This window comes from Micromonospora sp. LZ37, assembly GCF_059359015.1.
Genome location: NZ_JCADBL010000021.1, coordinates 17,374 through 30,417, shown reverse-complemented (window position 1 = coordinate 30,417; position 13,044 = coordinate 17,374). Strand labels below are relative to the sequence as shown.

The following is a 13,044-nucleotide window of genomic DNA, read 5'->3' as shown; positions in this document are numbered from 1 at the left end:
ATTGATTGCGTGCACAGTAGTGCGCGAAACTACGAGGGCGCAAAACCCTGACCTGCGCGATCTGGGGGCTGGTTGCCAGAGCCCCCCGGGTTCGCGCAGAATAACGCGCGAAAGACGGCTTTAACGAGCCGTAATGCGCATCGCCAGCCAGTGCGAGGAGTCCTCATGGCGTACGTCGACGCGGAGATCGCGAGCCAACCCGACTGCTGGCGGGAGGCGGCGCGGCTCGCCGGTGGCGTCGCCGCCGACCTTCCCCGCCCCGGCGAGCGGGTCGCCGTCGTCGGTTGCGGCACGTCGTGGTTCATGGCGATGGCGTACGCGGGGCTGCGTGAACGCGCCGGCCAGGGCGAGACCGACGCCTTTCAGGCCAGCGAGTTCCCCACCGGCCGCCGCTACGACCGGCTGATCGCGATCACCCGCTCCGGAACCACCACCGAGGTGCTCGACCTGCTCGCCGCGCTGCGCGGGCAGTTGCCCACCACGGTCCTGGTCGGCGATCCCGGATCCCCGGCGGTCGGCCTGGCCGACGCGGCGGTGACCCTGCCGTTCGCCGACGAACGATCGGTGGTGCAGACCCGGTTCGCCACCACGTCGCTGGCGCTGCTCCGCGCCCACCTGGGCGACAACGTCGAGGCGCTCGCCGCCGACGCCGAGGTGGCCGTCCGGGCCCCGCTGCCGATCGACCCGGCCACGATCGGGCAGGCCACCTTCCTCGGGCGGGGCTGGACCGTCGGGCTGGCCCAGGAGGCGGCGCTGAAGTGCCGCGAGGCGGCCACCTTCTGGGCCGAGGCGTACCCCGCCATGGACTACCGACACGGTCCCATCTCGATCGCCGCTCCGGGCCGGCTGGTCTGGGCGTTCGGCGCGCTGCCCGACGGCCTGGCCGAGGACGTGGCGGCCACCGGCGCGGCCTTCGTGCACAGCCGCCACCACGGCTGCCACACCGTGCTGGGCAGTTGGGCGGCCGGACGTACCCCGGTGGACCCGATGGCCGACCTGATCCTGGCCCAGCGCTTCGCGGTGGCGCTGGCCACCAGCCGGGGCCTCGACCCGGACGCGCCCCGGCACCTGACCCGCTCCGTGGTGCTGGCGTGACCGACGGCCCCACCGGCGCCGGTGACGCCGTCGTCGTCGCCCTCGACGTGGGCGGCACCGGGATGAAGTGCGCCCTGGTCCGGCCGAGCGGCGAGGTCGTGCACACCGAACGCCACCCCACCGGCGCCGCCCGCGGGCCGGCGGCCGTGGTCGACACCGTCCTCGACATCGCCGAGGGGCTGGCCGACAAGGCCCGCGCCGACGGGCTCACCCCGGTGGCCTGCGGCATCGCCGTACCGGGCGTGGTCGACGAGGCCACCGGCACGGCGGTCTGGTCGGCGAACGTGGGCTTCCGGGACGTACCCCTGCGGGACCTGGCGGCCGCGCGGCTCGGGCTGCCGGCGGCGCTCGGCCACGACGTGCGCGTGGGCGGTCTCGCCGAGGCCCGGCTCGGTGCCGGACGCGGCACCGCGCACGTCCTCTTCGTCGCGATCGGCACCGGCATCGCCGCCGCGCACGTCGTCGCGGGGTCGGCCGCCGCCGGCGCGCACGGCGCCGCCGGGGAGATCGGCCACATCCTGGTACGCCCCGGCGGACCGCGCTGCGGCTGCGGCCGTCCCGGCTGCCTGGAGGCCGTCTCGTCGGCCTCCGCCATCGCCCGCCGCTACGCGGAACTGGCCGAGGCGTCCCCGGCCGCTGCCGAGGGCGACGGCGCCAGGCCGGCGGTCGGGCTGGCGGTCGGGCTGGTGACCGCGGCGGACGTGGCCGCACGGGCCGCGGCCGGTGAGGAGCTGGCCGGCCGGGTGTGGCGGGAGGCCGTCGAGGCGCTCGCCGACGGGCTCGCCACCGGCCAGGCGCTCTTCGACGTCCAGACGATCGTGATCGGCGGTGGCCTGGCTCGGGCCGGCGGGCAGCTGCTCGATCCCCTGCGCGCGGCACTGCGCGAGCGGATGACTTTCCACCGGGAGCCGCGGCTGGTCGCGGCGGCCCTGGGCGACGAGGCAGGTAGCCTCGGCGCCGCCCTGCTCGCCCTCGACAGTCTGGAGTAGTGATGGCCCTTCGGGTGACCGGCAAGGTGGTGACCCCGACCGGCGTGATCCGGCAGGGGTGCGTGGAGCTGGACGGCGAGCGGATCAACGCGGTCGCCGAGTACCCGGCGAAGCGGGACGGCCACTGGATCGTGCCCGGCTTCGTGGACATGCACACCCACGGCGGCGGTGGGCACACCTTCACCACCGGCGACGCCGGCCAGGCTCGCGAGGCCGCCGCGTTCCACCTGCGGCACGGCACCACCACCCTGCTGGCCAGTCTGGTCAGCTCGCCGTTCGAGCTGATGCGGGCGGCCACCTCCGCGTACGCGCCGCTGCGGCGCGAGGGGGTGCTGGCCGGCATCCACTTCGAGGGGCCGTACCTGTCGGCGGCCCGCTGCGGCGCGCAGAACCCGGAGTTCCTCCGCGACCCGTCCAGCGACGAGCTGGCCGAGCTGATCGAGCTGGGTGGGGGCGCGGTGCGGATGGTGACGCTGGCCCCGGAGCGGGACGGCGCGCTGGACGCGATCAAGCTGCTCACCTCGCACGGGGTGGTCGCCGCGGTCGGGCACACCGACGCCACGTACGACCAGACCCGCGCCGCCGTGGCGGCGGGCGCGAGCGTCGGCACCCACCTGTTCAACGGGATGCGCCCGGTGCACCACCGTGAGCCCGGCCCGGTGGTGGCCCTGCTGGGTGCCCCGAACGTGGTCTGCGAGCTCGTCGCCGACGGCGTGCACCTGCACGACGGGATGCTCAACTTCGCGACCTCGGTCGCCGGCCCGGAGCGGGCCGCGCTGATCACCGACGCGATGGCCGCCGCCGGCATGCCCGACGGCGAGTACGAGCTGGGCGGTCAGGCCGTCACCGTGACCGACGGGGTGGCCCGGCTGGCCTCCGACGGCGCGATCGCCGGCAGCACCCTCACCATGGACGCCGCGCTGCGCCACGCGGTGGACGCCGGCATCCCGATCGCCGACGCGGTCCGCATGGTGGCGACCACCCCGGCCCGGGCCATCGGCCTGGGCGACCGGGTGGGGGCGCTCCAGGTCGGCCTCCGGGCGGACCTGGTCGTGCTCGACGACGAGCTGAACGTGGTCCGGGTGATGCGCGGCGGCACCTGGCTGGACTGATCGGGTCCGGAACCCCGCTGTCGGCCCCCGCGACGCCGACTCGCGGACCCAGGGCTCCCGGAGCTACCAGGGCTTCCGACCTCCCGTGGCTTTCGGCTCCCATGGCTTCCGACCTCCCGTGGCTTTCGGCTCCCATGGCCTTCGGGCTCCCGTGGCCTTCGGGCTCCCGTGGCTCTCGGGGCTCCCGGGGCTCCCCGGGCTCCCCGGGCTCCCGGGGTCGCCCTTTGCACCTGGCTCGCTGACTCGCTGGCTCGTTCAGCACCCCCGGGGCTTGGCGCTCTCGGCCCACGTTCCCCGCGCGCTCTGGCGCTCCCAGCCTCCCGGTTCTCGCGCTCTCCGCTCTCGCCGCTCTGGCTCTGGGGGGTCGCACCACTCCTTCGCGTCCTTTAGAGCTGATGACGCAAACGACTCAAGGTTGATCAGCTGCGCTCCGGCAGCTTTGCTCCGCGCTCCGCGCAGCTTCGGGCAGCTGACACGACGATCTTGGCCCGTTGAGCTAATCAGGGCGCGGACGCCCTCGGCGTTCGCCTGCCCGGCTCGGCATTCGACCTGATGCCGACAGGAAACGCGGGCCGGCGGACCGCCAACTCCGGCTCCTGCATCTCGGCCTTGACGTGATTCGTTTGCGTCATCAGCTCTAAAGGACGCACATCACTGCCCAGGTCGGGTCGCAGGCGCAAGCCGGGAAGGCACGCCGGGAAGCCGGGGCGCCGGGAAGCCGGGGCGCCGGGAAGCCGGGGCGCCGGGAAGCCGGGGCGCCGGGGCAAGTGACGAAGACGTACCCGAAGGCGTCCCGGCCCCGGAAAGCCGGAGGCGCCGGGGGGCGGAGCAGTCGGGAAACGCGAAGCCCTCAGCCACCGGAGAAAGGCGGGAAGGCAGAGCCGGCGGGGCGGCCGGGAAGGGCGGTTGAGCTGGGTGTCAGCCGGCGTTGGGGACCTCGACGCCGAGGACGGCCTGCTCGTCGGGGCGGTGCACCAGCACGTCGGCCAGGAACGACTGCACCGCCGGTCCCATGCCGACGTCCCGGCCGGCCTGCTCGGAGAGCAGCCACTTGTGCTCGATTATCTGGGCGAACAGCTCCTGCGGCTCCAGCTTGCGCCGCAGGTGGGCCGGCACCGCCCGGACCACCGGCTCGAAGACCTCGGTCAGCCAGCGGTGGGCGGCCTGCTGCTCGTCGGTCAGGTCGCTCTCCACCCGGTACGCGTCCAGGTCGTTGAGGAGCCGGCGGGCCTGGTTCTCCTCGGCGTCGAGGCCGGTCAGCCGGAGCAGCCGGCGGGTGTGGTAGCCGGCGTCGACGACCTTCGGCCGGACCAGGTAGCGCCCGTTGTCGACCGTGGAGAGGGCCACCTCGGCGACGTCGAAGCCCAGCTCGTTGAGGCGGCGGATCCGCCCCTCGATGTCGTGCCGGGCCTCCCGCTCGACCTGCTGCTCGTAGGTGATCTCGTGCCAGAGCCGCTCGTAGCGCTGCACGACCTCCTCGCAGACCACCTCGGGGTCGATCGACTCGTGCAGCAGCCCGGCCGCCTGGAGGTCCAGCGCCTCACCGAAGATGTTCACCCGGGCGATCTCCAGGTCCTCGCCGCGCTGGCCGTTGGAGAGGGAGCTGTGCAGGGCACCGGTCTCGGCGTCGACCAGGTAGGCGGCGAACGCCCCGGCGTCCCGGCGGAACAACGTGTTCGACAGCGAGCAGTCGCCCCAGAAGAAGCCGGTCAGGTGCATCCGGACGATCAGAGCGGCGAGCGCGTCGAGCAGCCGGCTCATCGTCTCCGGGCGCAGGGTGTGCGAGAAGAGCGCCCGGTAGGGCAGCGAGAACTGGAGGTGCCGGGTGATCAGCACCGATTCGAGGGGTTCCCCGCCCTCGGTCTGCCGGTCGGCGACCACCGCCACCGCCTCGACCGACGGGAAGTCGATCCGTTCCAGGGCCCGGAGCAGGTCGTACTCCCGCTCGGCGATCCGCTCGCGGGTCTCCTTGAACGCGTACACGTAGTCACCGAGCCGGACGAACCGGACGATGTGCCGGGAGATGCCCTGCGGCAGCGCCACCAGGTGCTCGGCAGGCCACTGCTCCAGCGGGGTCGACCAGGGAAGGTCTAGCAGCGCCGGGTCGACGAGGGCCGAGGTGATCCGCACGGGGACAAGTGTGACCGCTCCCCCGGCGCAGCGCCGCTCTACGTGGTTGGGCCCACAGGCACCCCGGCCCGTCCCGGTCCGCCATCGACCGTGGCCGGTAGCGTGGTCGGGTGCGGGAAACCACGACGATACGGCGCAGAGCGCGGCTCCGACCGGTCCGCCCGGCCGGCTGGTGGTTCGATCTGCTGCTGCTGGCGGCCCTGGTCGGGCTGACCGTCGCGTTGACCGCCGACCAGCTCTTCGACATCGACCGCGCGGTGGCCGACTGGGCCGACGCGCACCGGCCCAGCGCCGCCCGGTGGACGGCGGTGATCCTCAACTACCTGGGGCAGGGCACACCGCTGACGCTGATCGCCGCGGGGCTCGGCGTCCTGCTGGCCGTCCGGCTCCGGTCGGTCCGCCCGGTGCTGCCCCCCGTGGTCGCGTTCGCGCTCACCTATCTGACCATCGGCCCGCTCAAGGTGTGGACGGCCCGGCCGGCGCCCAGCGCCAGCACCAAGGAGCCCTTCCTGCCGCCCGCACAGACCCTGCCGCTGTTTCAGGACGAGCTGCCGGTGCGGTTCGCGCAGTCGTACCCGTCGGGGCACGTAGCCAACGCGATCGTCTGGTACGGCGTCATCGCCCTGCTGCTCGCGCCGCTGCTGCGCAGCTTCGGCCGGCAGATGCCGCGCCGGGTGGTCACCGTGGTCCGGGTGGTACCGCCGGTGGTGGTGCTCTGCACCACCACCTACCTGGGCTGGCACTGGCTGACCGACTCGGTCGCCGGGCTGCTGCTCGGGCTGCTGCTGGACCGGGTGCTGCACCGGGTGCCGTGGGACGACGTGCCGTTGCCGGGCAGGTTGCGGGAGTTCGACCGGCCGTTCATCTCGTACCCCTAGGGTCTGCGCGCGTGGAGCGGCTGGCGCGGCGGTTGGGCGTACCCGATGCGGTGGTCATCGGGCTGGGATCGATGCTCGGTGCGGGCGTCTTCGTGGTCTTCGCCCCGGCCGCGGCGGCGGCCGGGGGTGCCGGGCTGCTGGTGGCGCTGGCCCTGGCCGGCTTCGTCGCCTTATGCAACGCGACCAGCTCGGCGCGGCTCGCCGCCCGCCACCCCGAGTCCGGCGGGACGTACGTCTACGGGCGGGAGCGGCTCGGCCCGTTCGCCGGCTTCCTGGCCGGTTGGGGATTCGTGGTCGGCAAGACGGCGAGCTGCGCGGCGATGGCCCTGACCATCGGGGCGTACCTGTGGCCGGGTCAGGCCCGGCCGGTCGCGGTCGGCGCGGTGCTCGCGGTGACCGCGGTGAACCTGCGCGGCATCGCCCGGACCGCCACCGCGACGAGGGTGCTGGTCGTGGTGGTGCTGGCCGTGCTCGCCCTGGTGGCGGTGACCGGGATCGCCGCCGGCGAGGTCTCCCTCGACCGGCTGGGCAGCGGCGACGGGACCGTCCGCGGGGTGCTCACCGCCGCCGGGCTGCTCTTCTTCGCCTTCGCCGGGTATGCCCGGATCGCCACCCTCGGTGAGGAGGTACGCGACCCGGAGCGGACCATCCCCCGCGCGGTGCCGCTCGCCCTGGGCGTGGTGCTCGCCGTCTACCTGGTGCTCGGTGTGGTCACCGTCGGCGTGCTCGGGGCCGACCGGCTGGCCGCCTCCGCCGCGCCCCTGGCCGACGTGGTGACCGCCGCCGGGCTGCCCGGCCTGGCCTGGGTGGTCCGGGCCGGCGCGACCGTGGCGGTGACCGGTGTGCTGCTCTCCCTGCTCGCCGGGATCGGCCGGACCCTGCTGGCGATGGCGCGCCAGCGGGACGTGCCGGGGGCGTTGGACGCCGTGCACCCCGCGCACCGGGTGCCGCACCGCGCCGAGCTGGCGGTGGCCGCCGTGGTGATCGTGGTGGTCGCGCTCGGGGACGTGCGCGGGGCGATCGGCTTCTCCAGCTGCACGGTGCTGGTCTACTACGCCATCACCAACGCGGCGGCGCTGACGCTGGGCCGTGACCCGGCGCGCAAGCTGCCCGTCCGGCTCCTCGCCGGGCTGGGGCTGGCCGGCTGCCTGCTGCTCGCGGTGAACCTGCCGCCGGCCAGCGTGCTCACCGGTCTCGCCGTGCTCGCCCTCGGCGCCGCCTGGTACGCCCTGCGCCACGCCCGCCCCGCCCGGTGACCTCCGGCGGAACCGGTCGCGTGGGCAGCGCCCGGGACGTCACTCCTCGTCGGCGGTCCGCTGCGCCGGAGGGCCACCGGGCGCTGCCGCCGGAGGGCCACCGGGCGCTGCCGGCGAGGGGCCGCCGGGCGCTGCCGGCGAGGGGCCGCCGGGCGCTGCCGCCGGGGACGGGGGCGCCGGTGGGGCGGTCTCCCGCAGCAGGGCGCTCAACCCGGCCCGCCGGGCCACCACGGTCAGCCGGTCCCCCGCGGTGATCACCATGCGGGGGTCGGCCGACCAGTCGACCTTCTGCCCGGCCCGGGCGTGCCCGAGCAGCCGGACCTCGCCGGGGCGGGCCACCGCGGCGAGCGGGCGGCCGTCCAGCGGGGCTCCGGCCACCACCGGCACCTCCACCACCAGCAGGGCGTGCCGGTCGACCGGGATGGTGGCGATCACCGCCCGGTCCAGCAGCGCGGCGGCGAACGCCGGTGCGGCCAGGTACGACACGCTGCGCGAGATGCCGATGCCGAACGCCTTCTGGATCCGCTCGGCGAAGTCCCCGTCGAAGAGCCGCAGCACCACCCGCACCTCCTCGTTGAGCGCCCGGGCGTTCAACGCGGCCCGCAGGTTGACCCCGTCGTCGGTGGAGACCACCACCAGCGCCTGGCAGCTCTCCACCGAGGCGGAACGCAGCGTCTCCTCCCGGGCGGCGTCCCCGACGATCAGCGGCACCCCGAGCCGCCGGGCCAGCGCCGCGCCGCGCGCCTCCCCGGTGCGGTCGATCGCCACCACCTCGACGCCGAAGTCCCGCAGCTGCGCCATCACCCGGGTGCCGATGTTGCCCAGCCCCACCACCACGACGTGCCCGGTCCGGTCGGGCTGGATCCGGCCGGTGTGCAGGGCCAGCCGGGCGTTGACGATCCCGTCGACCACCACGGCGGTGATCAGCGGGATCAGCGCCAGCCCGGCCAGGTTGAGCACCACCTGCATGACCTGCGCGGCGGCCGGCTTGGTGACGTCGGGATCCTGGCCGCTGAGCGTGGTGACCAGGGTCAGGTAGAGCGCCTCGGCCCAGCTGACCTCGGCCGCGCGGCCGTTCAGCCAGCCGAGCACGGCGATCACCGCCAACAGCGCGAGCACCGCGATGCCGATCTTGCGGGTGGCGAAGCTGCGGACCGCCCGCAGCAGCACCGCGACCGGCTGCCGGCGGCGCCGCGCCCGGACCAGGCGGCGGGCCGCCAGCTCCGTCCCGGGCGGCTGCCCGGTCGCCTCGGCGAGCACCACGTCGGCCGCCGCCTCGTCGGCCGGCAGCACCCGGACCAGCTCCGGGTCCGTGGTGACGGCCAGGCCGCTGACGACGTCACCGGGGCGTACGTCCTCCCGCCGGGCCACGTACAGGGTGCGGCCGCCGTGCCGGAAGTGGGTCGGGGCGACCTCGCCGAGCGCGGCGGCGACGAACGCCGGGGCGGCCATCGAGGCGTCCGAGAGCACCGCCGAGTCCGGGAAGAGCTGCCGCAGGCCGTTGGCGAGGCTGGTGTTGAACATCCGTACCACCAGCCGCAGCCGGGGCTCGACCTCCTGCGCGCAGAGCGCCGCGTGCATGTTGCCGACGTCGTCCTGGTGCAGCAGCGCGAGGCCGTCCGCGCCGGCCAACCCGGCCCGGCGGAACGTCGCCTCGTCCAGCCGGTCGGCCCGGACCACCTGGACACCGTCGAGGTCGCGCCCGTCCGGCCCGTCGGAGCGGCGGCGTTCCGGCACGACCAGGGTGATCCGGACCCGCCCCTGCGGCAGCTCGGTGGCGAGCAGCGCCCGCACCACCCAGTAGGCGAGCGGGTCGTTGCCGCAGATCACGTAGTGCGCACGAGGGTCGCCGTTCATCCGCAGCCGCCAGCCGGTCGCGCGCCGGGCACGATCGCGCAGGGGTTCGGCCATGACCGGATGGTAGTCAGCCGGTCGCGCCGCGCGCAGCCCGGCGATCATGGGAGGCATGGCGGGGCCGACGACGGGTAGAGCACCGGCATGCAGACGTTCCTCCCGTACCCGGACTTTCTGGCCAGCGCCCGCGCGCTCGACCAGCGACGGCTGGGCAAGCAGCGGGTGGAGACGATCCAGGTGCTGCGCGGCCTGACCCGGCCGAACTACGGCTGGCGCAACCATCCGGCGGTCAAGATGTGGGCCGGCTACGAGGAGGCGCTCACCCGGTACGGGCTGGACATGTGCGCGGTCTGGTCCGAGCCGGGCCGGGCGGACACCTGCGCGGCGACCATGAGCACCGACCTCGCCGCGGCCTGCGGGATCGAGCGGATCCGGACGCAGCGGGAGCTGGCGGAGGCCGGCGAGCTGCCGCCCTGGCTGGGCCGGGAGGACCTGCACCTGAGCCACCGCTCCTCGCTGCTGCGCAAGGATCCCGACCACTACGGCCCCCGGTTCGGCGACGTCCCACCCGACCTCGAGTACGTCTGGCCCCCCTCCGACCGTCCCCGCCGCTGCCTGCCCTGAGGGAGGGCTGCCGCCCTCGGCGTCGACGCCTTCCGGTCACATCTCAGGCAGACTGGGACTCCCTCGGGCGGGAAGGTGCACATGGCGCTGTCGCAACTGCTGGGTCGGCTCATCGGCGTACGCGAGCACGTGGTGGACCCGGGCGGTGGCGGCGCCCCCCGCGTGCCGCGCCCGGTCACGGCGGTGGTGGTGGGTGGCGGGATCGCCGGCATGTCGGCGGCGGTGGTGCTGGCCGAGCGCGGGGTCGACGTGACCGTGCTGGAGGCCGCCCCGACGTTGGGTGGCCGGCTGGGCGCCTGGCCGGAGGCGCTCGCCGACGGCCCGCAGTTCAACGAGCACGGCTTCCACGCGTTCTTCCGGCAGTACTACAACTGGCGGTCGATCCTGCGCCGGGTCGACCCGGGGCTGGGCTTCCTCAAGCCGATCCCCGGCTACCCGATCCTGAGCGGGCGGTGGCCGACGGAGGAGTTCGGCAAGCTGCCGCCGGCCCCGCCGCTGAACCTGCTCGCCCTGCTGCTGCGCAGCCCCAGCCTGCGCCTGGCCGACCTGCGCGGGATGGACCGGGACGCCGCGCTGCCGCTGCTCACCTACGACCCGGAGCGCACGTACGCCGAGTTCGACAGCGCCACCGCCGACGAGCTGCTCACCTCGCTGCGGCTGCCGGACCGGGCCCGGGCGATGCTCTTCGAGGTCTTCTCCCACTCGTTCTTCAACCACGAGGCGGAGATGTCCGCCGCCGAGATGATCGCCCAGTTCCACTTCTACCTGCTGGGCAACCCGGAGGGGCTGGCCTTCGACTGCCCGGACGAGGACTACGCCACGGCGATCTGGCAGCCGCTGACCCGGCACGTGGAGAAGCACGGCGGCCGCGTGCTCACCGGCGCCGCCGCGACCCGGCTGGACCGAGGCCCGGACGGTTGGCGGGTGACCACCGCCGACGGCACCGGGTACGCCGCCGGCCACGTCGTGCTGGCGGTCGACCCACCGGCGCTCGCCGCGCTGGTCGCGGCCTCCCCCGGCCTGCGCGGGGCGGCGCCCCGGCTGGTGGCGCGGATGCCCGCGTTCGGCCAGGCCGGTCCGCCGTACGCGGTGGCGCGGTACTGGATGGACGGGGACGTGCGCGCCGACCGGGCGGTGTTCAGCGGGGTGTCCCGGCAACCCACCCTGGACTCGGTGACCCTCTACCACCGGCTGGAGAACTCCTCCCGCCGGTGGGCCGAGCGGACCGGCGGCTCGGTGGTGGAGCTGCACGCGTACGCCTGTGACGAGGGCGTGCCCGCCGAGGAACTGGCCGAGCGGATGCGGGTCGAGCTGACCACGCTCTGGCCGGAGGCGGCCGGGCTGCGGGTCCGCGAGCTGCGCGCCCGGGTGGAGGCGCAGGCCCCGGCGTTCACCCCGGGCAGCCACGCCGGCCGGCCGGGGGTACGCACCGACGCCGACGGGCTCTACCTGGCCGGGGACGGGATCCGGACGGAGTTCCCGAGCGCGTTGATGGAGCGGTCGGCGGCGACCGGCATCCTGGCCGCCAACCACATCCTGCGCGCCGCGGGGGCGGCTGCCGAGCCGGTCCGGTCCATCCGCCCGCGCGGCCTGCTCGCCCGCCGCTGAGGGATCCCTCCAGGGCGCGGTCTTTGGCGAATCGCCCCTTTTGTCCGCCTGACCGCTCTACGCTCGACTGACGTCGATCGACGCCGGCGAGCAGCCGGCACGGGAGGTCAGGAGGGTGTCGCCACTGCACCGGTCCGGTGTGGACGCCGCACCGGACCGCGCCGAGGACGGGCGCGACGACGCGTACGGGCTGCTCCGCGACGAGCGGGCGTGCATCGTCATCGCCCTGCGGCTGGGCTGGTGGATGGCGGACGCGTACCACCGGGCGCGGACCGTCGACCTGACCGTTCGGGACGACCGCCCGGTCACCCCTCCCGCGAAGCTGTCCAACCTGACGGAGATGCCGGGCCGGCAGCGGATGCGGATGTACCTCGACGCGGTGGAGGTGGCCCTCGATCAGATCGCCCAGCTGACCAGCACCGACCGACCCGGTCCCGCCACCGCGACCGCCCGCGCCCGCCTCGGCGAGGGTGACCGTCCCGTCGAGGTGACCGGGCTGCTGCTCGCCCTGGACGAGTTGAACGTCGACGTGCTGGGCTGGGCGACGGCCACCAACCATCGGGTGGGGTTGGCGTACCGGCTGGGCCGATCGCTGGCCGACACCGTACGGGAGGCCGACGCCGACGAGCTGACCCGGCGCTTCGGCGGTCGGCACGTGCAGATCAGCCGCTGGCTGGACGAGCTGGCCAGCGTGCTGCCCCCGTACTCGGCGGCGGTGGTGCGGCGCTCCCTGGCGGCGTGGGCGACGGCGGTCAACCGGGCCGGGGGCGCCGACCCGGCCGAGCTGTCCCGCCAGTTGCGCAACCAGGGAGAGCTGTGGCGCGGGGTGCTCACCGGCGGGCTGCACCCGCGGGACCTGCTCGACGAGGAGAACTGGGCGATCGTCGCCCGAAACCTGATCATCCGGGACCGGCGACTGGTGGTCCAGGCCGCCCGGGGAATCTTCTGGCCGGTGCTCGTACCCCTGCTGGTGGTGCTCGGCGCGGTCGTCGGGCTCAGCGCCGCCGCGGCGGCCGGCTCACCCACCACCCGGGCGGCCGTCGCCCTGCTCGGCCTGGGCGCCGGGCTGACCGCCATCTGGCGCTCGGTCTCCGGACCGACCCTCTCCGTCGCCGCCGAGATCAACCGGCCGCTGCTGGACAGCGAGCTGACCACGCAGATGGCGGTACGGATCAACAGGCCGCTGGCCGCCGCGCAGGCGGCCGGCCCCGCCGGGCGGCAGCGGCGCCCGGACCGGGCCGAGGGCGAATCGAAATACGTTGCCCCTCTCTCCGGGGTGGACCTACCGTGATCGCGCAAGGTCAACCAGCCCGCCGGGAGTCAGTCATGCCGTTGTCGCACGTCACGTGCGCGTGGTCGACGCTGCCGTCGGACGGTCGCCGAGCCGAAGGTCCCCGGGACGGGGTGCCCGACTGACGCGTGTCCGCACGCGTTCCAGCCGCCCGTCCCGCACCGGACCGGGCGGCTTCTCGCTGTCCGGGCCGGTCCACCGCCGATC

The 13,044-nt window shown here is 74.8% G+C and carries 10 protein-coding genes; 8 read left to right on the top strand and 2 right to left on the bottom strand.

What is annotated here, in order from left to right:
- Positions 1 to 165 precede the first annotated feature (165 nt).
- The 3 genes from AC5L3Z_RS29130 (at position 166) to nagA (ending at position 3,196) form a co-directional block, all read left to right on the top strand.
- Positions 166 to 1,095 (top strand): SIS domain-containing protein, encoded by a 930-nt coding sequence (locus AC5L3Z_RS29130; protein ID WP_494846526.1) that lies wholly within the window; start codon positions 166 to 168, stop codon positions 1,093 to 1,095.
- 62 nt (positions 1,096 to 1,157) lie between these two features.
- Positions 1,158 to 2,084 carry an ROK family protein gene (locus tag AC5L3Z_RS29125; RefSeq protein WP_494846567.1) on the top strand — a complete coding sequence of 309 codons (927 nt, stop codon included), beginning with the start codon at positions 1,158 to 1,160 and terminating at the stop codon, positions 2,082 to 2,084.
- Positions 2,085 to 2,086: 2 nt separating this feature from the next.
- Complete coding sequence (gene nagA, locus AC5L3Z_RS29120; protein WP_494846525.1) at positions 2,087 to 3,196, top strand: N-acetylglucosamine-6-phosphate deacetylase; 1,110 nt, start codon at positions 2,087 to 2,089, stop codon at positions 3,194 to 3,196.
- A 918-nt stretch (positions 3,197 to 4,114) separates the two neighbouring features.
- On the opposite strand, the gene AC5L3Z_RS29115 is transcribed toward nagA, so the two are convergent.
- Complete coding sequence (locus AC5L3Z_RS29115; protein ID WP_494846523.1) at positions 4,115 to 5,326, bottom strand: DUF4032 domain-containing protein; 1,212 nt, start codon at positions 5,324 to 5,326, stop codon at positions 4,115 to 4,117.
- Positions 5,327 to 5,436: 110 nt separating this feature from the next.
- On the opposite strand from AC5L3Z_RS29115, the gene AC5L3Z_RS29110 reads away from it, so the two are divergent.
- Together AC5L3Z_RS29110 and AC5L3Z_RS29105 are read left to right on the top strand one after the other, a co-directional pair.
- Positions 5,437 to 6,204 carry a phosphatase PAP2 family protein gene (locus tag AC5L3Z_RS29110; RefSeq protein ID WP_494846521.1) on the top strand — a complete coding sequence of 256 codons (768 nt, stop codon included), beginning with the start codon at positions 5,437 to 5,439 and terminating at the stop codon, positions 6,202 to 6,204.
- Between the two features lie 11 nt (positions 6,205 to 6,215).
- Positions 6,216 to 7,460, top strand: a complete 1,245-nt coding sequence (locus AC5L3Z_RS29105; RefSeq protein ID WP_494846519.1) for an APC family permease — start codon at positions 6,216 to 6,218, stop codon at positions 7,458 to 7,460.
- A 39-nt stretch (positions 7,461 to 7,499) separates the two neighbouring features.
- Here the strand turns inward: AC5L3Z_RS29105 and AC5L3Z_RS29100 are convergent, their stop codons facing one another.
- Entirely contained in the window at positions 7,500 to 9,371 is a 1,872-nt protein-coding gene (locus AC5L3Z_RS29100; RefSeq protein WP_494846517.1) for a potassium channel family protein, read from the bottom strand.
- A gap of 87 nt (positions 9,372 to 9,458) precedes the next feature.
- Here AC5L3Z_RS29100 and AC5L3Z_RS29095 point away from each other — a divergent pair, with 87 nt between their 5' ends.
- The 3 genes from AC5L3Z_RS29095 to AC5L3Z_RS29085 all read left to right on the top strand — a co-directional run bounded on the left by AC5L3Z_RS29095 (position 9,459) and on the right by AC5L3Z_RS29085 (position 12,837).
- Positions 9,459 to 9,938, top strand: coding sequence for an MSMEG_6728 family protein (locus tag AC5L3Z_RS29095; protein WP_494846515.1), 480 nt, complete (start codon positions 9,459 to 9,461; stop codon positions 9,936 to 9,938).
- 81 nt (positions 9,939 to 10,019) lie between these two features.
- Positions 10,020 to 11,546, top strand: a complete 1,527-nt coding sequence (locus AC5L3Z_RS29090; protein WP_494846513.1) for an FAD-dependent oxidoreductase — start codon at positions 10,020 to 10,022, stop codon at positions 11,544 to 11,546.
- A gap of 115 nt (positions 11,547 to 11,661) precedes the next feature.
- Positions 11,662 to 12,837 carry a hypothetical protein gene (locus tag AC5L3Z_RS29085; RefSeq protein WP_494846511.1) on the top strand — a complete coding sequence of 392 codons (1,176 nt, stop codon included), beginning with the start codon at positions 11,662 to 11,664 and terminating at the stop codon, positions 12,835 to 12,837.
- Positions 12,838 to 13,044: the final 207 nt, after the last annotated feature.